Genomic DNA, 26,280 nt, shown 5'->3' with positions numbered 1-26,280 from the left:
ATTGTATGCTTCCGGATTTTGGTGGATCATGACCCGAAGCGCTTCTACATACCAGGAATTCGATAACAAAGATCTCTTTGCCCTTGTGGCAGCAGGTGATGAAGCTGCTTTCAGACAACTCTTCAATAAATTCCTTCCTGAGTTAGGCTCCGCCATCAAAAGCGTTGTTCATTCAGACACCGCTACCAAAGATATCATTCAGGAAGTATTCATCCAGATCTGGATCTCCAGGGACAAACTCACGGCAGTGGAACTTCCGCGTAACTGGCTTTTCCAGGTCACTTATTTCTTATCCTACAAATGGCTCAGGAGCCAAAAGAACCAGGAAAAATTGCAATCAGGTTTGAAGGCATCCAATCCAACAGACAATTCAAATACTGTTTGGGAGCAACTTGATTTCAATGAAACCACCCGCCTCATCAGGGAAGCAGTAGTGCTACTGCCTGAAAAAGCCAGGAAGATCTATATACTCAGCCGCGATCAGCATCTTAAAATAAGCGAGATCGCCGCTGCTCTCGGCATTTCCGAACAGACCGTCAAGAACTCATTGACACGTTCACTGGCCAGCATCCGGGAACACCTGCTGGCACACGGAATTTCCATTCCGGTATTTATTCTCTGTTTTTTTTCAAATCAATAGGTACTGCTTTCTTTCACAGGGTACGTATCAGTATAAACCTTTCCTCACTCTTTACTAAACTTTATTCTCTTGGAACACAGGATTGATCTTTTATTGAATAAACTGTCCGGGGATTCGGCAAAAGAAGAAGATTGGAACGAATTGCTGGATGCGATCCGGAATGATCATTCCGGACAGGTGATTGCACGCCTGGAACAGTTTACAAACAGGAAAGCCCACCTGGAAGCCTTTGATCCGGAGACGCCTGAATGGGACGAAGTCTTCAAAAGGGCCGTCGCGGTTGATAAAACAGGGCAAACAAACACCGGCAAACTGACACGGATGCGCTTCTTCCGTTTAACGGCTGTTGCTGCCGTACTGGTAATAGCAGCGCTCTCCGTTCTGTATTTTCTGCTGCCGGAAAATAGACGGACTACAGCGCCGGAAAAACAAATTGCTGTGATCAAACCCGGCTCGGAAGGGGCTGTGCTCACACTGGCCAATGGAACACAGGTAGTGATCGATACGGCAACGAATGGGTTGATCGCCGAGCAGAACGGAAGTGATATACTGGTAGATAATGGAACCATGAGCTATCGCCCGCAGGAAGGAAAGGAGGGACAGGAGGAATTCAATACCATGACCACACCAACGGGAAAACAATTCCAGTTTTCACTGCCCGATGGTACAATGGTTTGGCTCAATGCAGCAAGCTCGATAAAATATCCGACCAACTTCAAAGGCAGTACGAGAACGGTAATGGTAATAGGGGAGGCTTATTTCGATGTGGCGAAAAATCAGCACCAGCCTTTCATTGTGAGCGCAGGCAACAATGCAACCATCGAAGTACTGGGCACTTCCTTTAACGTGAACGCTTATCCGAATGAAGAAAATATCAAGACAACCCTCATCAACGGACTGGTAAAGGTTACTGCCAAAGCCCGTAACCTGCCTTCCGGTAATGCAAGGGAAGCAGTGCTCAAACCGGGCCAGCAGGCTATTGTGGCGCTTTCCGGCAATGGTGTACAGGCAATTACTGTGAACAACGATGTGAATACAGAGAAGGTCACCGCCTGGAAAAAGGGACTTTTCAATTTTGAAGGGTCCGGCCTTGTGGAAGTGATGAAGGAACTGGAAAGATGGTACAATATCGAAGTTGTGTATGAAGGTGCACCACCTGAAATGAAGTTCTACGGAAAGATCGGGAAACAACTTCCGTTGAACGACGTCCTGGAAGTGCTGGATAAATCGAAAGTGAAATTTGTAATCGAAGGAAGAAAACTCATCGTTAAACAATAACCCTTTCATTCACCAAAACAACGCGTATCGATTATTCTTTTTCAATGAAGGCATGATCAATAAAAAAACCGGAAGTGTTTGCTCCACTCCCGGCTACAGTAAAGTTGATCATAATCTGACTGGTATCATTTTATTTCACAACTAACTTGCCCAAAGGTATGACAAAAACTGCTTTTGAGTTCGCTGATCATTTATTCCCTCAACCATTCCGATATCAAACTGGTAAACCGTCTCCGGGAGCGTATAAATGGCAGCGACGATTCACCAAAATTTTAGTCATGAAACTGGCTATATTTTTACTGACTGCCGCTCTCTTCCAGGCTCACGGGAACCTGGTAGCCCAGAATGTGAGCCTCTCCGGAAAATCGATCACCCTGAAACAGGTGTTCGATGCTATCGAGAAACAAACGGATTTCGTTGTTTTTTCCAATGAGAGTTTTCTGAAAAACGCGAAACCTGTCTCTATTACAGTGCACAATGTTCCCGTAACTGAATTACTGGAGCTGGTACTGAAAGACCAGCCGCTGCAATACTCCATCAAGTTCAATACTATTTATCTAAGCCCAAAGGCGGAAGTAATACCAATTGTGCCTGACCTTTTTCAAATTCCAGCGCCCTCGCTGATCATTAAAGGCATACTGCGAAGCAAGGACGGTGAACTGCTGAGTGGCGCCTCCATCCGGGTGAAGCAATCAGGCCATGGCGCCATTACAGACGGCAGGGGAGTATTCCAGGTGAAAACCGATGTAAACGATCCTATTGTACAGATCACAATGGTAGGTTATGAAATGGTGGAAGCCCAACTGATCAAAAAAAGGGAGGGTTATGAAGTTACCAGACTGAAGGGCGGATCGATATCCCTGGATAATACCATACCCGGTACCGTTAGTCTGTATATTGTTATGAAGAAAGCAGAAAGCATCCTGGATGAAACGCAGATCACCGCCTACGGTAAAACCAGCAGAAGACTCGCCACCGGAAATATTGGAACAGTAAGAGCCGATGAGATCGAGCGGCAACCGGTAATGACCGCGCTGGATGCCCTGATCGGCAAAGTGCCGGGCGTGATCATCAACCCTGTTTCGGGCAATGCTGCATCGCCAGTGCAGGTAACCATCCGCGGCAGGAACAGCATCAATCCCAATGCCATCGCCGATCCGCTCTATGTGATCGATGGTATTCCGATGACCACCCTCAATGCTTCACAGTTCACCATGCCACTGACAACGGGATCGGTACAGGCAGGATTCACCAATACCATCGGAGAGAATCCACTGCTCAGTATCAATCCGCGGGATATTGAAAGTATCGATATCCTCAAAGACGCCGATGCCACTGCCATCTACGGATCCAGGGGCGCCAACGGCGTTATCCTCATCACTACCAAAAGAGGAAAGCCAGGCCCTGCACGTTTCAACCTCCGGGTGAACCAGGGTATCAAAATGCTTGAGCGATACCCCAAACTTATGAATACGGAAGAATACCTCGCAGTAAGAAGAGAGGCATTGAAGAATGATGGCATAGTGCCGGACGAATTCAATGCACCTGATCTCAAGCGATGGGACCCTGAGAAGTATACCGACTGGCAGCGAGAGTTTGTGGGAACCGGTTCCGTAACCACTATCGATGCCAGTGTAAGTGGAGGTAATCTGCAGATGAACTACGGCATCATGGCCAATTATACTACACAGAAAGAGATCATGAACAATGGTGGCATAAATGAGCGGGCAGGTTTGAGAACAACTTTCGGCCATTCCAGTCTCGACAGGAAATTCGAATTCTCCATCAGCAATAACCTGGCCATAACCAACGTGAATGCTTTCAATGCAACCGGTTTAGGGACTATGTCGCCCAATGCTCCGGATATTTTCGATTCAAAAGGTGAATTCAATTTCGTTCCCTATCGCGGTCGTACTTCAAGCCAGTTCCCCTCCGCATTTGCCAATCTCAGGAAGCCAAGCGAGAGCAATACCTTCTCCCTGCAAAGCAATATCAACCTGAAATATGAGATCATCAAGGGCCTGAATATTTCTGCCAACGCAGGTTATCAGTTTGCCCAAAACAAGAATGCCAAATATGATCCTGAATCCACTATGGACCCGGCATATTTCGCTTACTCCATGGCTTTCTACGGAAATACTACCAATAAGAACTGGCAAGTAGAACCCCAGTTGCAATACAATACTTTCATCGGTAAAGGAAACCTTTCTGTGCAACTGATCGCGAATATGCAATCAGTGGTCACCAGCAGTGAAAACATCATTGGCATGATGTTCCCCAATGATGCCATGATGAAAAGCTATAACAATGCGCTCAGCAAAACCTTTACTGAAAGATTGAAGGAGTATAAATATATTTCTGCTTCTACTATCATTCGATATGCCTGGGACAATAAGTACATCATCAACCTGAGTGCAAGAAGGGACGGTTCTTCCCGCTTTGGCCCCGGTAAGCAGTTCGGCAATTTCGGTTCCGTGGGAATGGCCTGGATCGCATCCGACGAAAAATGGATGAAGCAATTGCTTCCTTCCTGGATGAGCTTCCTTAAATTCAGAGGCAGCTATGGCATTACCGGAAATGATGCTATCGGCGATTATGAATATCTCTCCAGGTGGGGAAGAGAGCTTCCTGGCGATTTCAGGCAGATTTTCAGCTATAACGGTACGGAAAGCTTCCATGTGATCAGCCCCCTGAACCAGCAATTCCAGTGGGAATCTACCAGTAAATCCGAGCTCGCTCTTCATACCGGCTTCTGGGATAACAGGGTCAATGTTGACTTCGTATACTATAGCAATCTTACCAAAGACCAACTGTCCACCATTCCTACACCTGTGTATACCGGGTTTTCCAAAGCGCTTTCCAACTGGCAGGCTGAGGTCCGCAACAGCGGAATTGAACTGGACCTGAGGGCCAGGTTGATCGATACAAAAGAATGGGGGCTCAACATCAATTTCAATATCGCCCGGAACAGGAATAAATTACTGGATTTCCCCAAGCTTGAAAGCTCATCCTACAATGGAATGATCAGGAAAGGATATTCAACCAGTACAGAGTTTGTACTGAATTACATCGGCATCGACCCAATGACCGGCATGTATACTTTTGAAGACCGGAACAAAGACGGAAGGATAACGGCTACAGGAAACCGTTTCCCGTTATCGGATATTGATGACCGATATATTGCCATTGAAACGCAGCCTAAATATACCGGAGGTTTCGGCATCAATATCAATTACAAGTCGCTTTACCTGTTCACCAGTTTCGAATTCATGAACAGGTACAGGCCTGATCCTTACCTGACCACTACACTGGGGGGTATGACAAATTCCGTTCTTCCTGAAGAGGTGAAGAGCAATCACTGGCGGCAACCAGGAGACCAGGTCAAATACCCGAAATATACATCCGGTGACCTGGGGCCTATCAGGTCTTCCAATGCTTATTATGTGAATGGGGCATTCATGCGCATGACCAATCTGGCGCTTTCCTGGCAATTACCGCAGGCGTGGACCAAAAAAATGAAAATGAAAGATGCACAGCTCGCTATCCAGACGCAGAACCTGTTTACTGTTTCTGCCTATCCGGGCATCGATCCAACCATTGTCAGTGCCTATAATGCTATCCCTATTCCAAGGACAATCTCCACTACCATTTCAATCAATTTCTAAATCAACGGCGATGCTAAAAAGAATCAATCCTTCACATATAGTCATAGCGGCTTCCCTCTTTTTGTTCAGCAGTTGCAAGAAACTACTGGAAGTAGCGCCGCCGATCGATTCACTGACCACCACAGAGATTTTTTCTACCAATAAACAGGCGGAATGGGCCATTGCCAGTATCTATTCCAAAATGATCAATGGCGGTGAGAACTATATACAGATAGCCGATATTGCGGAGCGCAGTTTTTCTGCTGGTCTTTCCACTATCATGGGTGGTCTCTCTGCCGATGAAATGATACCGGCCACCATCGATGCAGGTTCCTCTACGGCTGCCTTTCAAAATAAACTCACCCTCGTTAATAGTGCAAGCTCAGACATACTATGGGCTACTGCCTATAAAGTAGTGTACGATGCAACTGCCGCCATAGAAGGCCTCGAAGCCTCTACCTCCACTTTGCTGGCAGATTCCGTTAAGAAGCAATTGCTGGGCGAAGCCCTGGTATTGAGAGCCTTCAGTTATTTCTACCTGGTGAATTTCTTTGGCGATGTTCCGCTGGTACTTAGCTCTGATTATGTAAAGAATGGTGCCATGCAAAGAACACCTGTTGCCCAGGTATATGAACAGATGAAGACCGATCTCATCAGGGCGAAACCTTTGCTGAACCAGGATTTTTCAGTGGGAAAGAATGAACGCGTGAGAGTGAACCGCTGGGTGGCGGAAGCCCTGCTGGCCCGTGTTTACCTGTATACCGGGGAGCATCAGCTGGCTGCCGGCAGCGCTTCGGAGCTGATCAACCGACCTGCGCAGTTCTATATCGAACCAGACCTCAACAATGTTTTCAAGGCCAACAGCAGTGAAGCCATCTTCCAACTGAAACCCACAACCGAAGTGCCTAATTTTGCCGGCACCACCCCGGAAGCGTTGAAGACCTATCATATATGGACAACCGGAGACATCATACAACCTGAATACCGGATCAGTCAACAGCTCATGAATGCTTTTGAAGCTACCGATAAAAGAAAGCTCCACTGGACAACCGATGCATCCGGTGTATACAGCTCTAACAAGTATAAGCACAATGAAGGCATCACCAGCTATACGGTGATGAGGCTGGCAGAAATGTACCTTATCAGGGCTGAAGCCAGATTGCTTGGCAATGCAGCTGCAAAGAACGATGCCATCGATGATCTGAATGTGTTGAGGGAAAGGGCCGGACTGGGCAAGCTGGATTACCAGTTAAACTCAGACCAGGTAAAAGCAGCCATCGAACAGGAACGCAGGGTGGAGCTCTTCTTCGAATGGGGCCATCGATGGTTCGACCTGAAAAGAACAGGAAAAGCAGCCACCGTATTGCCTGCAATCAGCTACAAACAACCCTGGTGGGGAAATTATCAGCTCCTGTACCCGGTGCCTTCAGAAGAGATCAAATTGAATTCAAAACTTCTGCAGAATCCCGAATATGATGCCAGGTAGAAAATCCCTGTTCATAATTCATTTAAAGAAAAAATCAATGACAATTATCATAGCCCGATATAAAAATACATTCATAGCAGGTTTGCTGCTGTTGTTGGCAACAGCCGGCAGCTCCTGCAAAAAAGATAATCCCGGTGAAGGCAATCCAGCTACCGTTCAACTGTACAATGCGCTCAATGATAAGATACAGTTGTATGTGAACCTGTCAGGAAAACCGCTCGCGTCTTATCGTTCAGGCCTGATGTTGGATAATAAGATCTTCTCCAGGTATAACAACCTGTACCTGCACGAACTTCCCCAAACCCTCAACCTGTTTGCCATTCCCGATACCATGCCGCACAATACGCCACTCGTCAGTGCAAAGCTGGACCTGCAACCAGGAAAGATCTATTCCCTGTTCATCTATGGCGACAAGCTGAGCGCAGGTTACCTGCTGCAGGAAGACCAGTATCCGGTCCTCAACTATACAGACAGTACAAGTTTTATCCGCTTTGCCAATATGAGTGATGGCGCTCCCATCAGCGTGAACCTGAAAGGAGAGCCTGATGGTTCCTTTGTACAGGAACTGCCTTTCAAATCCCTTTCCGGTTTTCAAACACTGCCACTGAGCATGACCATCGGCCGGCAGGAGTTCGAGATCAGGGACAAAAACACCGGCACTATACTGGCCACCTATTTGACACCACCATGGGACTTTGCTTTCCTGAATTATAATTCCTGGGTATTCAAACCTGTAACCCTTGTATTCACAGGGGTTCCGCAGGGAACCGGCAACAACCAGCAATCGATCATCGCTATGCCGCATATAAGCCGATAATTTTCTATCTATCGAATAACTATTTACCGTTAAACATATGAGTACAGTATTGAAAGTGGAGAAACTCTCTCACAGGTATGCTGCTGCCTGGGCTATCCGTGATATCAATTTCGAGATCAGCCAAAATGGAGTTATCGGTTTGCTCGGTTCCAATGGAGCCGGCAAATCAACTACCATGAATATCATCTGCGGCGTATTGAACCAGACTGAAGGTGATGTATACATCAATGGCGTCAATAAAAGAGAGCAACCCAAACTTGCAAAAAAATATTTGGGCTTTCTTCCGCAAACACCGCCATTGTACAGCGATTTTACCGTGAATGAATATCTCACCTATACAGCCGATCTGCGTTTTATAGAAACCAGGCAGGTAAAAAGATCTGTGGCTGAAGTGATGGACAGGGTAGGGATCACTCATTTCAGTTCCAGGCTGATCAAAAATCTTTCCGGTGGATACCGGCAACGCGTGGGCATTGCACAGGCCATCATTCATAAACCCAGTATCGTAATACTGGACGAACCCACCAATGGCCTCGATCCCAACCAGATCATCGAAGCAAGAAAACTCATCAAGGAAATTGCACAGGACCACACCATCTTATTGAGCTCGCATGTGCTTTCCGAGATCAACCTGCTTTGCCGCGATATCATCATGATCGAAAGCGGCAGAATGGTGTTCTCCGATTCAATGGAATCTTTCAACAACTATATCCAACCGGATTCTGTATTGGCAAGATTTGAGAACATGCCTTCCGAAAGCGATCTGCAACAGGTATCCGGTATCAGCAAGGTACAGTTCCTGACAGACAAACAGGTGAGGATCTGGTTCAGCAACAACAACAGTATAACGGAATCGATTATTGCCGCCAGCATGCAAAACAACTGGAGACTGATCGAGATCAATCTCGAAAAATCAATGCTGGATGATGTGTTCAAACAATTGTCTCAACTAGCTTAACTCTGTAGCCACTCATGAAAATCATTAATAAGATCGCCCGTGCCGAGCTGAGAACGCTTTTCTATTCGCCGATCGCCTGGCTGGTGTTGCTGGCGTTCTATATCACAAGCGCCGCCATCGTTACTGTATCGATGGAAAAATTCGCCACCTTCCAGGATGTGGCTGCTCAACTCGATCCCGATTGGAAAGGATTTATTGGCGGTATTGAAGATCATATTTTCAAAATGACCATGTCAAAGATCCTTGACTATATTTTCCTGTTCATTCCTTTACTGACCATGGGGCTCATCAACAGGGAAGTGGTGAATGGGACCAATAAATTGCTGTACTCTTCTCCTGTTACCACCAGGGAAATAGTACTGGGCAAATATCTGGGCATGGTAGTTTTCAATCTGTTCATTATTTGTATACTGGCATTTGTATTGTTTTCCCTTTCTTTCAATATCGATAAATCGGATACGTACAGGGCTTTCTCCATTTTACTGGCATTCTTCCTGTTGATGAATGCCTTTGCAGCCATCGGTCTGTTTCTTTCCAGTCTTACCAATTATCAGATCGTTGCAGCGATCCTCACATTTGCGGTGTTCTTCTTGCTGGCCAGTCTAACCAGGATCGGACAACAGTACAACCTGGTGCGTGAGATCAGCTTCGTGCTTTCACTGGCAGGAAAAGCTACCCTCTTGCTGAACGGTTTGATCACCAGCCGTGATGTGATCTATTTCCTGTTGATCATGGTGCTCTTTGTTGGTTACACGATCATCAAACTGGACAGTACCCGGCAGACGGGCAACAGGGCTAAGCTCATTTCAAGGTATGCTATACTCACCCTGGCGGTTATCCTTGTTGGATATATCAGCGCAAAGCCCAAATGGATCGGTTACCTGGATGTTACAGACAATAAAAAGAACACCATTCATCCTGTGGTGCAGGATGCCATTAAAAGAATGGATGGTTCCGAATTAACTGTTACATTGTATACAAACCTGCTGGGAAGCAATGCCGGGTACGGCTTGCCACAGGCGCGCACCAATTATGCTATGTGGTACTGGGGGCAGTATATCAGGTTCTATCCCAATATCAGGTTGAATTATGAATATTACTACGATGTGATGGATGGCGATAGTACATTCTTCCGCCGCTATCCCGGTAAAACCATTCATGAAATTGCAGCCATCCAGGCGGATATCCTTGGCATCCGTACTTCCATCTTCAAATCTCCCGCTGAAATAAGAAAACAGATCGATCTGGGCGATGAAATGAATTTACTGGTGATGCAACTGGAATACAAAGGAAAGAAAACATTCCTCAGGACCTACAAGGACCCTGCGGTTTGGCCCGACCAGGAACATGTTGCTGCAGCCATTATGCAGCTCACGAGGGAGAAAGTGGTGAAAGTGTATTTTGCGGCCGGGCATTACGAGCGCAACGCATTCAATCATACCGCCTATGATTATTTCATACATACCGCCAGTAAAGAAAGGAGACATAGCCTGATCAATAAAGGAGTGACAGTGGATTCTCTCTCCCTGACAGGCCCGCTTCCAAACATGGATGTACTGGTAGTGGCCAATCCCAAATCTGCATACAGCCAGGCTGAACAGGAGAAGATCATTTCATGGATCGATAAGGGGGGTAATACCATCATCTATACCGAACCTGGCAAGCAGGATATCCTTGCGCCTGTACTGAAAGAGATCGGTATACAGGCTGATAATGGTATTGTGGTTCGTCCCAATAAACACGAAACGCCCATACTCTTCAACGCAAAACTTACCAAAGCCGGTAACTATATCGCAAAGGAAGAGAGTATGCAGCTTTTCCAGGATTATGGCCTCAGAGGCGGACAGGTTATACATGATGGCCTGATCAGCCTCAACTTCTCACCCATGAAGGGATTCACGGCAACGCCCATCATCACATTACCGGGCGATGAAGAAACATGGATTGAGAACGGAAAACTGGTAGTGGACTCGGCTGCTCCACTATTTTCAGCCGCCGAAGGGGATACCAGGAAACCTGAATACATAACTGCGTATGCACTTACCCGTAATATCAACGGAAAAGAACAAAGGATTATCGTGGCAGGGGATGCCGACTTCATGAGTTACCAGCGGATGCTGAACGATCTGTACCATATCGGTCTTGCCACCTATAGCTATACGCTGAATAATGAATATCCTCCTTATGCCAACAAGCCATTGGCAAAGGATCTGCACTTGACCTTAACACCCAACCAGGCGAAGTGGATGTTCAGGATCTATGTGTTCGGGATCTCCGGCGCCATATTGCTGGCAGCTATCCTGTTGCTGGTGCGCAGAAAAAGGAAATAATCAATCAAAAATCAACCGCTCATGTTCCTTCAAACGGACGATCAAACCATCGAGGACCTCAGACTTTTTGCCAAAAGGGAAATAACAGGTATTTACGATATCTACAACAATACTTCCACACGGGGAGGGGAACTGCTGCTGGAACAGATGTTCAGGAATCCATTGTCTGACCTGGAAGCCATCCGGAAGAGGCTGCACATCATTGCTGCATTTGCTTCGGCCGGAACAAAATTCCCTTTTGATGCTGCCCTGCTGGACAGTGTTGAAAAGTATATCTCACACCAGGAAGATCCATCCGCTTCCATGAAAGCTGCGCTAGGTGAAAAGGAGATCAGCAATGGCGTAACAGCTTTCATCAGCCTCCTGCACGCTGTAAGATCATTTCTTGAATATGGTGATATTGTAAGAGTGGAAAAGCTGCAGGAAGAAAGAGCGCAGATGCTGATATTGTTCCGGGAGCCGGCCCTGGAACCTGTTTTCAGGGAGAAGCCAGAGAGCCGACTTTCTTTCGGGGCCATTACTGCCTTCGATATCCTGATACGCATGAAAGAACGGGAGAAAGTAATGAAGGTCTTGAGTTTCGTGTATGACCTGGATGTATTCATCTCCGTGGCTCTGGTAGCCAATAAACGGCGATTCGTTTTTCCCGAAGTACATCCTAAAGGCAGCAATATATTGAAAGTGGAAGGCGTGTACCATCCTGAACTGAAAGATCCTGTGGCGAATGATCTTCATATGCATGCCGGTAAATCTGTGGTTTTTCTTACTGGGGCCAATATGGCGGGGAAGTCTACTTTCCTCCGCGCTTTCAGTACGGCCGTATATGTGGCGCATATGGGGTTCCCCGTGGCAGCAAAGCGGTTGGATTTTTCCGTTATGGATGGCGTATTCACTACCATCAACCTGCCTGATAACCTGGGCATTGGCGCATCGCATTTCTATGCAGAAGTGCTGCGTGTAAGGAAAGTGGCTGCGGAACTGGGAGCCGGTAAATCCTTGTTCGTATTGTTTGATGAGCTTTTCAGGGGAACGAATGTAAAAGATGCACATGAGGGCACTGTTGCCATCACGCATGCATTTGCGGGTAAAAAAACGAGCCTGTTCCTCATTTCATCCCATATAGTGGAAGCGGGCGATGAGCTGAAACAAAAAGCGAATATCGGGTTCCATTATTTGCCTACGAGAATGAAAGGGAACATTCCCGAATATACGTACACGTTGGAAGAAGGGATTACCGATGACCGGCATGGTATGATCATCATTCGCAATGAAGGCATCCTGGAAACCCTGGCCAATGGAAAAAGGAAATGATAATAGTCAGCGTGTAACCAGTCGCTCGCCTCCCGGCGAGTGACTTCTATTCTGTCGCCTCCGGCGACACTGTGTTCGCCGGAGGCGAACAAACAAAAGTCACTCGCCGGGAGGCGAGCGACGGCCACACGCTAATTAAAAATTAAACTATGAGTTTTACAATAGACAGGCAGTCGCAGGAAGAGCTGAACCTGATGGGCAAGTTCCGGCATGGGTCCGTGTACTCTCTGTTCAACCAGGTGAGATCACGCGGAGGAGAGCATTTGCTGGACCAGTTGTTCAAACAACCGCTTACAGATGAGCGGCAGATCAATGAACGTACAGCCATTTTCTCTTTCTTCCAGCAGGCAAAACTGCAATGGGGGTTCGATGCCGCGCAGGTACAACTGATGCAGGAGTATGTCGATGCCACCAGTGATAGCGGGCAACTGTTCACCTATACGAATATCCTGCTGAAGAAAATGTTGGCTTCGCTTACACGCGATGAGCGGTACAAATCTTTGATACAGGGTTTGCAGGCCACCATCGTAACACTGAAGAAATGCATGGGTATGGCAGAATTGCTGCACCAGCAACCTGGCCCATTTCAACAGCGGGCAACTGAGATCAGGTCTTTACTGAACCGGGACGGATTGCTTCAACTGATCGAAACAGATATCTATTCCGCCATTTCTGTAAAGAAGATCGCTGAATACGATTACCTGCTCAAAGGAAAATATAATGAACAGATCCGGGAGGTATTGCAGTTCATTGCAGAACTGGATGTGAATATATCCATTGGCAACCTGGCTGCCAGGCATGGTTTCACCTATGCCAAAGCCCTGCCAAAAGCAAACAATATGTTGAGGGCTGCGGACCTCCGTCATCCCTGCATAGAAAAAGCGGTAGGCAACGATATTTCCATGCAGCCGCATAGCAACGTGATATTCCTGACCGGCGCCAATATGGCCGGTAAATCCACCTGGATGAAAACCATTGGGATCTCTATGTACCTCGCGCATATCGGTTTCCCGGTGGCAGCCGGTTCCATGGAATTTTCTGTGAGGGAAGGAATATACTCCAGCATCAATGTGGCGGATAATATCGCACTTGGTTACAGTCACTTTTATGCGGAGGTGGTGCGTGTAAAGAATGCAGCAGATGCTACTGCTACCGGCAAGCATCTCCTGTTGATGTTTGATGAACTGTTTAAGGGAACGAATGTAAAAGACGCTTTTGATGGCACACTTGCAGTTACAGAGGCATTTTCAGAATACATGAATTGTCTTTTTATCGTGAGTACCCATATCATTGAAGTTGGAGAGGAACTGAAAAACAGGAAGAACATTCAATTCAAGTTCATGCCAACGGTGCTGGAAGGAAGCGTTCCCCGCTACACCTACCAATTGAAAGACGGAATTACCGAAGACAGGCAGGGGATGATGATCATCAGGAATGAGAACATCCTGCAACTGATCGGGAACTGAGGCCGGTATCATTTTTAAAATCATTCGTAATAAAATCGTAATGAAAATCATTTTCAAAATCGCGAGAGCGGAGCTTAGAAATCTTTTTTATTCTCCTGTTGCATGGATCACCATTGTGGTGTTCTATATCGTGTCCGGTGTCAATTTCGTTACACCTTTGATGGAAGCTGCCAGGATACAGGAAGTAAATATCGAGAATGGGGCAGACTGGCACGGATTTTCCGGACCACTGACTTATAAGATGTTTGCCAGTACACTGCAGATGGCAGTTTCTTATATATTCCTGTTCATTCCATTACTCACCATGGGGGTTATCAACAGGGAACAACAGTCGGGAACAATGAAACTATTGAGCTCTTCGCCTGTTGGTATACGTGAGATCGTGCTGGGAAAATTCCTGGGCCTCACCATCTTCAACCTCGTGTTGCTGGCCTCTGTTGCATTCCTGTTGTTCACCGGGTATTTCACTATTCAGCATGCTGAATTCAAATGGTATTTGTCGATGCTACTGGGATTGTTCCTTTACTCAACTTGTTTTATCGCCCTGGGCATCTTCATATCGAGCCTTACCGGTTACCAGATTGTGGCGGGTATTGCCAGCTTTATCGTATTCTTTGCTTTCACCCTGGTGGGAGAGGTCTGGCAACAATACGATGTGTTGAGGGATATCACACTCTTCCTCTCACTGCCGGGAAGGACCGAACTCATGCTCAGTGGCCTGATCAGTACCAGGGAGCTGTTGTATTTCATCCTTATGACCGGACTCTTCCTCGGGCTTACCATGATCAGACTAAAAAGTAAGCAGGAATCGAAAAGCTGGAAGGTTTCCATGTATCGCTATCTCGGTTTTACTGTGCTGATACTGTCAATCGGATATTTCACTTTCAGGCCGGGATATGTGGGCTATCTGGATGTAACCAGCGGCAAGTTCAATACCATCGATACTGCTACGCAACGTGTGCTGAAAGAAATGGACGGTTCGCCACTTACCGTAACGCTGTACACCAATTTGCTTGGCATGGGCGCCGAAGACGGCATGCCTGCCAGCAGGAATAAATATGAGTGGGGATTCTGGGAAAAATTTCGGCGCTTCTATCCCAACATGAAATTCAAATATGTTTACTACTACGATATGAGGAAGCAGGACTCTGCACTCTACAAAGAAACGCCCAATCTGAACATTCACCAGGTGGCAGCGATGCTGGCGAAGATCTACAAAGTGGATACTTCAGACTTCCTGAAGCCCGGAGAAGTGATGAAGCTGGAGGACTTTTCCAGGGAAGATGAACTGAGGTTGAAGATGGTGCTTGAATACAAAGGAAAGAAAACCATATTCAGATCACTGAATGATGGAAACATTACAGAGCCACTCACCGGTGCCATCAGGAGACTTACGCAGGAAAGAACGCCCTCCGTTCTTTTCACAACCGGTCATTATGAGCGTAGTCCCTGGAGAAATGGGGAGCGCGAATATGGTTATCATACCAACAATCAGTTGGAGGACCATGCAATGATCAATGTAGGGATCGATGCTGATACCATTTCATTGCAGGATCGCCCGGTACCGGAACAAACGGATATCCTGGTAGTGGCGGACCCCAAATCGGCATTGACTGCAACAGAGCAGGAACACATCCTGCAATTCATCGATAATGGGGGCAATGTATTTTTTTATGCAGAACCCGGAAAACAGGAAATGCTCAATCCCCTGCTGAAAAAGATCGGGGTACAGGTAGAGAATGGCATCCTTGTAAGCCCCGGAAAAAACCGGCGGGCCGAAGATTTCAACGGCTACATGAATAAACAAGGGAACTATATGGCCAGGGAGCATATGATGCAAGACTACCAGCGGACGGGGGAATATCCTGCATTTGGGCTCATGCGTGGAACCAGTGTACTGAACTTCAGGGATACTGCGGGTTACAGGGCCGAGACTATTATGCTTGCCGAATTTAGAAATGAGACTTGGATCGAGAAAGGCCATTTTGTTTCCGATTCCGCCGCGCCTGTTTATGAGCCATATGCAGGTGATGAAAAAAGAAATGAATATGTGATAGGATTGAGAGCCACACGTAAGATCAACAACAGGGAGCAAAGAATATTTGTAGCAGGAGATGCCGATTTCATGAGCAGGAATAACAGTTCCGGTAAAGGAATACAGTTGGGGATCTATAGCTGGTTACTGTACAATGAATACCCTGTGTATAAAGACAAGAACCATTTCAAAGATGTTTTCGTTTCCATTGGAAGGAGCGCTGCTGAATTGCTCTGGTATGTTTATGTGTACATAATTCCCGGGGCATTATTGATTACAGGAACCATCATACTCATTAGAAGAAAGAGAAAGTAATAGCCATAAACCAATGCCTGACATGAAGCATTGAAACCCGCTCAGAGAGCGGGTTTTTTGATGTTATGATATTGGGTTGGTAAGTAGTTACGGCTTTGCCCAGTCTTTGGCTCCCAGTAAAGGATTCAGTACGATGGAACTGTACTGGTAAGTGAATGACTTATTATCCCTTTTTTCGATGACCGCGTAAGGCAACCACAACTCCTGTGTTTTTTTGAACCCGGAGAAGGCATGCGTAACAGTTCTGTTGAATATTTGGCAGGACTTTCCCGTCAGGCGGTTTTCTTTATCGAATAACAGGGCCGTATAGTTGCCATCGATGGAAACGATGAGGCTGGTCTGATTGTTTTTGTTTTCAGGGGCTGAGAGAATGGAAACCTTACTCAGCGCCGGTTCCTGCAGACTGAATATGGCGGGGGCATAAGTATTCTTCAGTTCTTTGACCCTGTCTGCAGACAGCGTAGTTAGTTTACCGTTAGACCATTCCCAGCCGGTTTGTCCATCTGCCTGCTCGATGCCGATCAACTGTCCCTGTTTCCTGTATTCACAGCGTATCTTTTGCTGCGGGATATCCAGGATGGTGCTGATCTGCAATGCACCATTTCCCAGCGATGATTCCAGTTTTACAGTTTTTATTCCGTCAAGGGATTTGCCGCTATTGGCCTGGTTGGCTTTCTTCAGGAATGCCTGTCCACTGCTTTTACTTTCAGGACTTGTATTGGTTTGAGAATTTTTTGTTTCTTTTTTATTGTAGTTGCCTTTGTTTTCATCGGCATAATAAGTAGTGCCGTTGACAATGATGGATGAAACGGCATCCGATGTAAAGCAACTGTTCACGGTTTTTTCTCCATTCCTGAAATGAAGGGTAAGCACACCCCCTTTGATGGTATAGGTGCCATCAGCTTCTTTTTTCCTGTTGCCATATCCACTTACATTTTCCCCCGAGATATACGTGGAGCTCGCAGCTCCGGAGCTGAAACTGCCATCGGCATTGAACTGGATCCCTTTGTGGGCCCTGTTTCCCACATAAGGAGCATTGGTGCCGGAGCCGATACCACCACTGCCGGAAGTATAACTGAAACTGTAATAACCCGGCGGTACTTTATTGGCTGGTTTTTTTTGAAAGATGCTGGTGCCATTGTACCAGAAGCTGCCATTACCATCGTAGGGGATCGATTCCACTTCGTTTTTGGAATCGATGAGCTTGATGGTCCCGTTTGCGATAGTATATCGTCCTGCAACGTCGGTCTGCCAATCTTTTCCCAGGGTGGTGCAATAAGTGCCATCAGGCCGGAAATATAAAATCACTTCAGTGCTCTCCATACCACCTCCCATCACCGGGCTCGGATCCCAGCGAATTCCCACGAAAGCAGCGTGAATGAATTTTCCGTTCTGGGCAAATGAAGAATGGGTCAGCGAAACAACCAGGAGTAATAAAAGGAAGGTTTTCAAATAAGCGAATTCAAGACAGGTTTTCATGGTCTTTATTGTTGGGATCAATAAGTGGGAACTGATCAAAAACTGGGCCGGTCCCTCAAAATTGCCGGAAAACCGTGAGGCCATAGCTCACGGTTCATTTTATTTTACAGTACATTTTTCTATTTTCTTACTTGTAAGCCATCCTGAGTTTTTCCAGGTCAAGTTTCTTCATCGGCAGGAAAGCCTGTGTAACACGATCGATCTGATCCTGCGTTCCTGCACGCATCATTTCTTCCAGCTCAGTGGGCGTGATCTGCCAGCTCAATCCGCATTTATCTTTTAGCCAGCCGCATTGTTCCGATTCTTTCACTGCAGAAAGTTTTTCCCAGTAATAATCCATCTCTGCCTGATCATCGCAATTCACCATAAAGGATATCGCTTCATTGAACTGGAAGCCGTGTTCATGGGCGCTTTCCATCAACGAAAACCATTTACCTTCCAGTTGAAGATCTGCGTACATAACTGCTCCCTCCTTGTCTGGGGCCATACCTGCCGGGTACTTGTGCATGCTTCCGGCTTTTGAATTCCTGAAAACAGAAAGATAAAAATTGATAGCTTCTTCCGCTTTTCCATAATTCTCTTTTACAAATAAAATGGAAGGAACGATCGGCGGACGCTGTTCGCCTTGAGGATCAGTGAAGATCAGTTGCCAGGACAACCCGTATTTATCCTGTATCCATCCATATCGACTGCTGAAAGGATATTCTCCCAGCTCCATCAAAACCTGGCCGCCTTCAGATAGCTTGCTCCAAAGATTATCGAGAGCTTCCTTTGCGGCCTTGGCGCTATCGGAAGAGTCTTCAAAAAAGAGGGGATCGAAGTTCACCATAAAGGAAACAGAAGGATTGAACTTGAAAAGCGGACCAGCGCTGATGCTCATGAATTCCTGTCCCCAGAGTTCAAAGCTCAGTACATCGCAATCACCGCTGGGGGTATTGTGCAACACATAGGAATCGATTATCCTTGAATTTGGGAAGATCGATGTGTAGAAGTTTGCGGCTTCCTTTGCTTCTTTGTCGAACCATAAATGTGGAATGATCTTTTGCATAAAATGGTTTTTACGGGTGAGTTGAGACGCGGGAAAGAGAGTGTTTTCAAATTTAATACAATGTCTCAAACAGGCTAAAAAATTATGCCAGTGGCTTGCAATATTCCAGAAATGGACAAATTATTCAGTTACTCAAGCAAAAAAGGTGTTTCTACGGATGGTGTAAAGGATTTGAAATTGTACATTTAGTTACGTAGTGCAATACCTGCCTTTTGAAAGCAGTAATTTCTAGTCAGCTTCCTCTTACATGAATGTATTTTCTCTGTTCGGTAAACGGAAAGGCATTTCCTATTTTCCATTCTTTTCAAATTAACAAAGTAAACAGCTGTTCAATGAAATCAGCCAAAACCAGTCTTGTTTATCTGCTTCAACAGGCTTATAAAAATGCATTCCGCGAAAAATACAAATTGAAACCACCTTCAGATGGCCCTGTTGAGGGCGGTATGTCCAGAAAGAAATTCATCAGGAATATTGCATTGAGCGCCCCGGCATTGTTTATTCCGGATCTCCTGAAAGCGGGAACAGGTTTCTTTGATCCGTCCGGCGCCCCTGCAAAAGTGGCCATTGTTGGCGCAGGGATTGCCGGGCTCAATGCCTGCAATATCCTATCAAAGATACCCGGCCTTGAAGTCACTGTTTATGAAGCCGGCAAACGCGCGGGAGGAAGGATCTTTACAGCAAAGAATTTATTGGGAGATGGTATTACCACTGAGTTAGGGGCTGAGTTCATAGACTCCAATCATGAAACGATGTTCGCCCTTGTTCAACAATACCAGCTGGAAACAATGGACTGCGTAAATGATATTAAGGACAATAAACTGGTAGAACATACTTATCATTTCGGAGGTAAATTGAGAAGCGAAGCTGAGATCATTGCGGAATTCAAAAAAATGATCCCGCAATTGCAAAAAGATAAAACGGATATGGAAATCGAAGAACTGGGAAGAGAACTGGATAAATTATCCCTTAAAGATTACCTGGAAAAATTTGACCTGAGGCCATGGTTTTCCAGCCTGCTCTACTGGGCCTTTACTGCCGAGTTCGGTATGGAAGCCGATGAATTGAACTGCCTCAACTTTATCGACCTGATTGGTATCAATGAAAATAAATTCGACATATTCGGAGATAGTGATGAGCGTTATAAGATCAAAGGTGGAAATGAAACACTGATAGAGGCGATGGTCAAAGATCTTGCCGCACAGATAAAGTATTCACACAAGCTCACAAAGATTTCCAAAATAGGAGAAGAGAGTATACTGCATTTCGAGGATGGATCTACTGTTCAGGCTGCTTATGTACTGATCACAATTCCATTTACATTATTGCGGAAAGTTAAGTTTGAATTGAAAAATGAAATGCCGGCGGCGAAAAGGAAAATGATCGATGAGTACGGATATGGTACCAACAGCAAGTTCCTGATGGGCTTCAAAGATAGGACCTGGCGGAGTCATGGCAGATCAGGTTATCTTATCAATGAAACCATTCAAAATGGCTGGGATAACAGCCAGCTTCAGAATAACAATACCGGGGATGGTGGTTATACTGTATTCCTGGGCGGTAAAGAAGGAGAGCAGGTAACAAATTCAGAAATACTGCGGAACAAATTCCTGCGTCATCTTCAAAAGGTGTACAAGGGAATAAAGAAACAATTCAACGGAAAGCAAAGCGTATTTAATTGGTCGCAGTTCCAGTATGCGAAGGGAAGTTATGCATGCATCAGAAAAGGGCAGTGGTATGATATCGATACTACGGAGATGATGGCGCCGGTTGAGAACATTTATTTTGCTGGCGAGCATTGTTGCGAGATGTTCCAGGGATTTATGGAAGGAGGTGCCAGAACAGGAAAGCTGGCTGCAGAAGCCATGCAAAAAGCCATTGCGGAAAAGCTGACTGTAAGGGAATCTGCTACCGTGTGAAACGGAAAGAATGAAATGACTTACCTCATAAGAATATCCACAGATGACTCCTCCCGGCGAGTGAGTTTTGTTCCGTCGCCTTCGGCGACACAGCGCTCGCCGGAGGCGAGCAAATATAAGTCACTCGCCGGGAGGCGAGCGACTGCCAGCTCGCCGCCCTTTTTAGTCAGCCCCATTTAAGTTGATCATTCAGCTAGATCATTACGGCGTTACTGTTGTTCCTGTATCATTCACCCGCTGGATCTGAGTCATCGGCCTCATATCGCCAGAGAAATTATTTCCTGTGATCGCAGTTCCGAAAACAGTATTGATATAAATGCCATAATGTGTTCCGGTCCTGTAATACCCAGGCATATCGCTGATGAACACATTGTTCCTGATACTGCAGTTGGCGGCATTGAAAAGAGAAATGCCATGCTGCGCAAAATTCTTAATCGTATTGTTGGCGATCCGGATATTCGCATGGTCCAGTGAAACCGGAGACATCCTGTCTTCAAATACATTGGGCGCTGCTGAATCGATCTTATTGATGCGCACATTGATAGCCCCTGCATCAGCTCCAAGATTATCGAATGCGCAGTCCCTGATATCATTGTTCGTGATCCAGATATCGCGACTGTAGAGGCCATTGTACCAGAGCGCTGCTTCGTTGTAAAGCGCAACGCCTGCCGATGAACAACTGATGAACTGATTGTTATCCACCATGCCCCTGGAGGACCGGATGATGGCCCCGCGGGCGCGTACAGTGAAACGGTTATTGGTGATCATGAACCGGTCGTTGCGCAGCGTTGCATTGTACAGTTGTACATTTTGTTGTATATCGGAAAGTCCTATATCCACCAGGCTGTCATAATCCGCTGAAGGGATCGCCGGAGTGAACTGGACCCGGTAAGCGCCGCTCTGCAGGAACACTGTATCAACCGTGAAATTGGTGCCCAGCACCTTGCCGGTCTTTGGAATGAAGATGCGGAAGATATGTCCCTTTTTCAGGTTCATGAATTCGTTGTTGGTTACCGTGAGTTCACTGGCGCTGATCTTCGATTTTACAGTGATGCCTTTGTTGTAGAGCGCCACCCCATCATCTGCATTGCCAACAAAAGAACTGTTCTCCACCCAGGGGCCCAAATTGTTGGCCCGGCAATGCACGCCATCTGCATTGGCTGAAACGAAGCGGCTATCGTCTTTGAGTGCGGAATGACAATTGAGCACTTTCATATCGCTTCCATCGAAAGAATAATAGCAGCCGATCGGACTGGTATAATTGATGATGCTGTCGCACACAAAATCGATACAATTGCGGGTACTCATGAGTGATCCTACATTGTCGCGCGCTACGATCGCCAGCACATCGCCAACGGCAAAGTATTTGCCTGATTTGGAACCGGCGCGATAGATATTGTACTCCGGTTGATCGCGGCAGGCAAGCGGCGTGATATCGGCGGGCGTTATTCCATAAGTATTGTTGTCTATTTTTTTCAGGCTACCGGGATCAGCGGTGTCGATCAGGTAGGACCATGACCAATGATCGGTGAAGGATGAATTACCGTAGATCGCCGGATAATATGGGGACGACATACCTTTTACTTTTCTCAGCCGCACATTCACGTTGAGGACTGTGCTGTCCGAGTTGTTCACACTGATCACGTCCAGCAGTGAATGGGGGAGCGGGTCCCAGTCGATCGATAACCTTCTTACCGTTACCCTGTTGGAGTTCTGTATGCGCATGAAGCCAACATGTGCGTTATTCTTTATTACAATTTTCGCATTGTTGCCTTCGATGATAAGATCATTGATATTGGCAGTATCGATGGCAAACAATCCTGTGATATTGCCATCCAGTTCATAAGTGGAGTCGGCCGTGAAAGCGAGGATGGCAGGTGTGTTCATGATCGCTTTGCGCATCGTGTCTTTGATGGCCTGAAGGGATGCATGAGGAGGAATGGTGTATGTCCTGGCGGGGACCGATACCATATACCTGAAAGTATCCGACCAGGCACTGACATCTGCGCCTGCTTCATTCTTCGCTTTCACCCGCCAGTATACATTGCCTGCGGGTAGCTGGCTAACAGGTACAAAACGGGTGATGTTCAGGTTGCTTCTGGTTGTGATGATATTGGTAAAAGCGGGGTCTGTGGCCAATTCTATATCGTAGCTATAACCACCTGCAAAAGCCTGCCAGGTGAAGGAAGGATTGCGAACATAGCCTGTACTGTTGTTTGCAGGGGCTGACAAAGCAGGTTTTCCCTGGGCAAAACTTTTACCGGCACAAAGGCATGCGATCCATATGATGATCAGTGTAGTATTTTTCATGAGAAGGAGCATTGAGGATTAGTAGATGAACTTGCGGGTAATGAGATCTCCTTCATTGGAGATGAAAGTGGCGAAGTAAAGGCCACGGGCATGCGCCGGCAACTGCAACTGGTACCGGTAAATGCCATTGTCCAGTTCCACTTTCCTGGTGCAAACGAGTCGGCCATTCATGTCGTAGATGTTTACCATGCCCTGAACAGGTTTACCAACCGTGATCTCAGCAAGAACTTTCGGGTCTTTCTCTTTGCTCAATACGCGGAATCCTGTTGTACTGTTGTTCATTTTTTGAGCAGCAGGTGCGGGCGCTTCCTGTGGCGCCATGCTGAGGTCGCGGAAAACTTTGTTGCTGTCAGCCTGTACAATGATGATGGGCTTGAGACTGGCGAAATTGCCGTTATGTCCTGTATTGTCAGTGTATTTGATGATCTCACCACCGGCATCATTCCGGCGGAGGGCATAGAGGACCACATCTCCATCTATCACTGTGCCGGTGAGGCCGCGGAATTTATCGCTGGTAACTCCGAGCACTCCGTTGGCGGTCCAGTTACCGGAAACGAGCGAGTACTTTTTCAGCTGGCCGTTATCGGCGATGTACAACACATTCACCGTATCGCTTCCATTGAGCGCCACCATATGGAACTGGAGCGGGTTACCACCGGTGGTAGAATAACCTGGTAGATTGTACATCGTTTGTCCGGTAGTGTTAGGTAGCCCTGATCCCACGCGGGTCATACGGAGATTGGTAGCTGTTGATGTGGCATACAATTGTCCGTCATAGATATTAAGGCATCTACCGGTAGTAGTACTGATCAGTGTATTGCTTGTTCCTGCGCTGCCTGCCGTTGCGTAAACTATTCCTCCATTGCCGCCAGCGGCCCAAACATTACTACCATCAACAACCGCAGAACGGATGGAGACAGTGCTGAATCGATTACTGAATGCTGTGCCTGTATTTACGCCGGAAGCGAAATCGATAATGCCCACCACCCGGTTGACAGTGCTGCTGGTGCTGCTTGTTACGGACGCCGTGCCAGTATCGGCATCATATCCGCCGAGTGCGAGGTACTGACCATCTTCCGATAAGCTGATGAATCCTTCCGAATAATCCGCGGATGCCGGGGGGAGGGTGAGACGCCGGTTACTGCCACTGGCCGTTACCGGTAGTGCGATGCTTCTTATGAATTCACCGCAGGGGTTGTATTCATCCAGGAATACCGGCTGTGCCGTGCCAGCCGCCATGCTTGTGGTTCCTGAGCCAATCCTGACCACTACAATATTTCCGTTGCCGAAAGTTTGTGCATCGGAGCTGAAAGCACAAAGTAAAAGAAGAGAGCATAGAATTGTTCTCATATGGCAAGTGTTTGGTTTGCGTAAATCGTTGTTCGTGCAATCTTTGATTTACCAACCACCTGGCAAAGAAAAACTGGAAGAATATTTTCGTGGGAACATTCCCGTAAGACGGGAACCTTCCCATCACCTGAAAAGGGGATTCTATTGCTTGTTTATTTTTACATTTTTTTCCAGGTTACATAATGTAATCCACGCCATCAGCCCTGCGCCAATGGTGAGGGCTTCTTCATCGGGATTGAAAGTTGCTGTATGAAGTGGAGTCACTTTTTCTGAATCCGGGTATTGCACGCCGAGCCTGTAGAAGCAGGAATCCAGCAGGTGCGAGTAACGCGCAAAGTCTTCCCCTGCCATCCATTTCGGGATATCAACCACCTGCTCCTTACCGAGATAATCTTCTGTCCATTTTCTGGTATCGGCGGTCAATGCTGGTTCATTGAATAATACGGGATAGCCTTCCTTGATATAAAGATCAGCAGTTGCGCCTTTACTGGCAGCGTATGCCGTAACGGTCTGCTTTAGCAGTTCATGTACTTCGCGTCTCCATTTTTCATCCATGGTGCGCAGCGTGCCATCGATGGTTACTTTGTCGGGAATCACATTGTGTACGCCATCGGCAATAAATCTTCCGAACGATAACACAGCCGGCAGTAACGGATTGGTGCGGCGGCTAATGATCTGCTGCAGCAGCACAAGAAGCTCACAGGAAATGATCACAGGATCGATCACCTGGTGCGGCGCAGCGGCGTGACCGCCTTTACCGGTGATGGTGAGATAGAGTTCATCCACGCTGGCCATGTACATGCCTGCATGAAATCCGATCTTCCCGGAAGGCAGTTCCGGCATTACATGCTGGCCGATGACATTCAACGGCCGTGGGTTCTCAAGCACACCATCGTTGATCATCATCAGTGCGCCGCCAGGCGCCAGTTCTTCAGCCGGCTGAAAAATGAATTTCACTTCACCGGAGAATTCCGCTTCCAGGGTTTTCAGGATGCGGAGCGTACCGAGGAGGGATGTCATATGGAAATCGTGGCCGCAGGCATGCATTACTCCCTGGTTGGTGGATTTATAGGATGATTCGTGCAACTCATGAATGGGAAGGGCATCCATATCGGCCCGGAGTGCAAGCACAGGGCCATTTCCAGGCTTCTTACCTTTCAATATTCCGGTGATACCGGTTACGGACATACGTATATGTTCGATCCCCATTGCAGTGAGCTGATTGCTCACATAATCCGCAGTATTGTATTCGTGGTAGGATAATTCCGGATGGGCATGCAGATGCCTTCTTATGGCCACCAGGTCGGGTTTGATGGCTGCCGCCAGTTCTCTTATTTTTTGCGCTAACATCCGTACAAGTTAAGCTGCGGGAGCGGCTTAAAAAAATTGAACATGGAAGCAAAGCTTGACGGGGGTTAGGCGGCGTCCGCCACCTTCCTTCCCGCCGGCCTGAAATACCAACTCACTACGGTCAGCACCAGCAATAACAATGCAGGGAACGTCTCTGTAATTTCCGCCCCACTTGCCAGATGTGAAACTATCGCTCCTGTTGTTGTAAAGAAAAAGCCTGCATAGGCCCATTCCTTCAGTAAAGGAAACTTCGGCATCAATACCACTACCGAACCCAGGAGTTTCCAAACACCCAGGGTCATCAAAAAATAATTCGGGTAACCAAGTTTCAGCATAAGCGCCACTTCTTTTTCTGCCTGCATCAATTGCACGATCCCGGTAGATACCATTCCCAATGCCAGCCATACAGTTGCAATCCAGTAAATGATCTTATTTCTTTTAGACATATCAATTGTTTTAAGTGGTGAAGAACTTATTTGCAGCTATGTGACTGCAAATATATGCGCAGTCATTTAGCTGCGCAAGTATTTCACTGAATATTTTTGGC

At 46.8% G+C, this 26,280-nt stretch carries 17 protein-coding genes; 11 read left to right on the top strand and 6 right to left on the bottom strand.

Going from position 1 to position 26,280, the window contains the following annotated elements; genetic code table 11:
* Positions 1–28 precede the first annotated feature (28 nt).
* From D9Y29_RS03910 to D9Y29_RS03865, 10 genes are all read left to right on the top strand, one after another.
* Positions 29–640: an RNA polymerase sigma factor gene (locus tag D9Y29_RS03910; RefSeq protein ID WP_127125211.1), complete on the top strand. Its 612-nt coding sequence runs from the start codon at positions 29–31 to the stop codon at positions 638–640.
* 69 nt (positions 641–709) lie between these two features.
* Positions 710–1,918 carry a FecR family protein gene (locus D9Y29_RS03905; RefSeq protein ID WP_127125209.1) on the top strand — a complete coding sequence of 403 codons (1,209 nt, stop codon included), beginning with the start codon at positions 710–712 and terminating at the stop codon, positions 1,916–1,918.
* Between the two features lie 278 nt (positions 1,919–2,196).
* Positions 2,197–5,583 carry a SusC/RagA family TonB-linked outer membrane protein gene (locus D9Y29_RS03900; RefSeq protein WP_164735248.1) on the top strand — a complete coding sequence of 1,129 codons (3,387 nt, stop codon included), beginning with the start codon at positions 2,197–2,199 and terminating at the stop codon, positions 5,581–5,583.
* 10 nt (positions 5,584–5,593) lie between these two features.
* Positions 5,594–7,048, top strand: a complete 1,455-nt coding sequence (locus tag D9Y29_RS03895; RefSeq protein ID WP_164735247.1) for a RagB/SusD family nutrient uptake outer membrane protein — start codon at positions 5,594–5,596, stop codon at positions 7,046–7,048.
* Between the two features lie 37 nt (positions 7,049–7,085).
* Positions 7,086–7,865, top strand: coding sequence for a DUF4397 domain-containing protein (locus tag D9Y29_RS03890; protein ID WP_127125203.1), 780 nt, complete (start codon positions 7,086–7,088; stop codon positions 7,863–7,865).
* A gap of 37 nt (positions 7,866–7,902) precedes the next feature.
* Positions 7,903–8,823: an ABC transporter ATP-binding protein gene (locus D9Y29_RS03885; RefSeq protein WP_127125201.1), complete on the top strand. Its 921-nt coding sequence runs from the start codon at positions 7,903–7,905 to the stop codon at positions 8,821–8,823.
* A gap of 14 nt (positions 8,824–8,837) precedes the next feature.
* The gene (locus tag D9Y29_RS03880; RefSeq protein WP_127125199.1) at positions 8,838–11,153 is read left to right on the top strand and encodes an ABC transporter permease subunit; all 2,316 of its coding nucleotides are present in this window, start codon (positions 8,838–8,840) and stop codon (positions 11,151–11,153) included.
* Between the two features lie 21 nt (positions 11,154–11,174).
* A complete protein-coding gene (locus D9Y29_RS03875; RefSeq protein ID WP_127125197.1) occupies positions 11,175–12,464 on the top strand; it encodes a MutS-related protein in 1,290 nt (429 codons plus the stop codon).
* 149 nt (positions 12,465–12,613) lie between these two features.
* Complete coding sequence (locus D9Y29_RS03870; protein ID WP_127125195.1) at positions 12,614–13,930, top strand: MutS-related protein; 1,317 nt, start codon at positions 12,614–12,616, stop codon at positions 13,928–13,930.
* Between the two features lie 40 nt (positions 13,931–13,970).
* The gene (locus D9Y29_RS03865) at positions 13,971–16,280 is read left to right on the top strand and encodes an ABC transporter permease subunit (RefSeq protein ID WP_127125193.1); all 2,310 of its coding nucleotides are present in this window, start codon (positions 13,971–13,973) and stop codon (positions 16,278–16,280) included.
* Between the two features lie 87 nt (positions 16,281–16,367).
* Here D9Y29_RS03865 and D9Y29_RS03860 read toward each other — a convergent pair whose 3' ends face one another.
* Together D9Y29_RS03860 and D9Y29_RS03855 are read right to left on the bottom strand one after the other, a co-directional pair.
* The gene (locus D9Y29_RS03860) at positions 16,368–17,759 is read right to left on the bottom strand and encodes a hypothetical protein (RefSeq protein ID WP_127125191.1); all 1,392 of its coding nucleotides are present in this window, start codon (positions 17,757–17,759) and stop codon (positions 16,368–16,370) included.
* A 127-nt stretch (positions 17,760–17,886) separates the two neighbouring features.
* Positions 17,887–18,807 (bottom strand): VOC family protein, encoded by a 921-nt coding sequence (locus tag D9Y29_RS03855; RefSeq protein WP_127125189.1) that lies wholly within the window; start codon positions 18,805–18,807, stop codon positions 17,887–17,889.
* Positions 18,808–19,139: 332 nt separating this feature from the next.
* Between D9Y29_RS03855 and D9Y29_RS03850 the strand changes: the two genes are divergently transcribed.
* A complete protein-coding gene (locus tag D9Y29_RS03850) occupies positions 19,140–20,723 on the top strand; it encodes a flavin monoamine oxidase family protein (RefSeq protein WP_164735246.1) in 1,584 nt (527 codons plus the stop codon).
* A 201-nt stretch (positions 20,724–20,924) separates the two neighbouring features.
* Here the strand turns inward: D9Y29_RS03850 and D9Y29_RS03845 are convergent, their stop codons facing one another.
* The 4 genes from D9Y29_RS03845 to D9Y29_RS03830 all read right to left on the bottom strand — a co-directional run bounded on the left by D9Y29_RS03845 (position 20,925) and on the right by D9Y29_RS03830 (position 26,179).
* Positions 20,925–23,033 (bottom strand): right-handed parallel beta-helix repeat-containing protein, encoded by a 2,109-nt coding sequence (locus D9Y29_RS03845; protein WP_164735245.1) that lies wholly within the window; start codon positions 23,031–23,033, stop codon positions 20,925–20,927.
* Positions 23,034–23,051: 18 nt separating this feature from the next.
* Positions 23,052–24,383, bottom strand: a complete 1,332-nt coding sequence (locus tag D9Y29_RS03840; protein WP_127125183.1) for a T9SS type A sorting domain-containing protein — start codon at positions 24,381–24,383, stop codon at positions 23,052–23,054.
* A gap of 141 nt (positions 24,384–24,524) precedes the next feature.
* A complete protein-coding gene (locus D9Y29_RS03835) occupies positions 24,525–25,733 on the bottom strand; it encodes a M20 metallopeptidase family protein (protein ID WP_127125181.1) in 1,209 nt (402 codons plus the stop codon).
* Positions 25,734–25,798: 65 nt separating this feature from the next.
* Positions 25,799–26,179 carry a DoxX family protein gene (locus D9Y29_RS03830; protein ID WP_127125179.1) on the bottom strand — a complete coding sequence of 127 codons (381 nt, stop codon included), beginning with the start codon at positions 26,177–26,179 and terminating at the stop codon, positions 25,799–25,801.
* Between the last annotated feature and the right edge of the window lie 101 nt (positions 26,180–26,280).

This window comes from Pseudoflavitalea rhizosphaerae, assembly GCF_003991355.1.
GTDB classification, from domain to species: Bacteria; Bacteroidota; Bacteroidia; order Chitinophagales; family Chitinophagaceae; genus Pseudobacter; species Pseudobacter rhizosphaerae.
The sequence above is the reverse complement of the archived record's forward strand: the minus strand, read 5'-3'. Positions and strand labels throughout refer to the sequence as shown.

What these genes read in the sequence shown, in the direction of transcription:
- D9Y29_RS03910 (WP_127125211.1), top strand. Translation starts at nt 29, where the DNA reads ATGACCCGAAGCGCTTCTACATACCAGGAATTCGATAACAAAGATCTC.
- D9Y29_RS03900 (WP_164735248.1), top strand. Translation starts at nt 2,197, where the DNA reads ATGAAACTGGCTATATTTTTACTGACTGCCGCTCTCTTCCAGGCTCAC.
- D9Y29_RS03895 (WP_164735247.1), top strand. Translation starts at nt 5,594, where the DNA reads ATGCTAAAAAGAATCAATCCTTCACATATAGTCATAGCGGCTTCCCTC.
- D9Y29_RS03890 (WP_127125203.1), top strand. Translation starts at nt 7,086, where the DNA reads ATGACAATTATCATAGCCCGATATAAAAATACATTCATAGCAGGTTTG.
- D9Y29_RS03885 (WP_127125201.1), top strand. Translation starts at nt 7,903, where the DNA reads ATGAGTACAGTATTGAAAGTGGAGAAACTCTCTCACAGGTATGCTGCT.
- D9Y29_RS03880 (WP_127125199.1), top strand. Translation starts at nt 8,838, where the DNA reads ATGAAAATCATTAATAAGATCGCCCGTGCCGAGCTGAGAACGCTTTTC.
- D9Y29_RS03875 (WP_127125197.1), top strand. Translation starts at nt 11,175, where the DNA reads ATGTTCCTTCAAACGGACGATCAAACCATCGAGGACCTCAGACTTTTT.
- D9Y29_RS03870 (WP_127125195.1), top strand. Translation starts at nt 12,614, where the DNA reads ATGAGTTTTACAATAGACAGGCAGTCGCAGGAAGAGCTGAACCTGATG.
- D9Y29_RS03865 (WP_127125193.1), top strand. Translation starts at nt 13,971, where the DNA reads ATGAAAATCATTTTCAAAATCGCGAGAGCGGAGCTTAGAAATCTTTTT.
- D9Y29_RS03860 (WP_127125191.1), bottom strand. Translation starts at nt 17,759, where the DNA reads ATGAAAACCTGTCTTGAATTCGCTTATTTGAAAACCTTCCTTTTATTA.
- D9Y29_RS03855 (WP_127125189.1), bottom strand. Translation starts at nt 18,807, where the DNA reads ATGCAAAAGATCATTCCACATTTATGGTTCGACAAAGAAGCAAAGGAA.
- D9Y29_RS03850 (WP_164735246.1), top strand. Translation starts at nt 19,140, where the DNA reads ATGAAATCAGCCAAAACCAGTCTTGTTTATCTGCTTCAACAGGCTTAT.
- D9Y29_RS03845 (WP_164735245.1), bottom strand. Translation starts at nt 23,033, where the DNA reads ATGAAAAATACTACACTGATCATCATATGGATCGCATGCCTTTGTGCC.
- D9Y29_RS03840 (WP_127125183.1), bottom strand. Translation starts at nt 24,383, where the DNA reads ATGAGAACAATTCTATGCTCTCTTCTTTTACTTTGTGCTTTCAGCTCC.
- D9Y29_RS03835 (WP_127125181.1), bottom strand. Translation starts at nt 25,733, where the DNA reads ATGTTAGCGCAAAAAATAAGAGAACTGGCGGCAGCCATCAAACCCGAC.
- D9Y29_RS03830 (WP_127125179.1), bottom strand. Translation starts at nt 26,179, where the DNA reads ATGTCTAAAAGAAATAAGATCATTTACTGGATTGCAACTGTATGGCTG.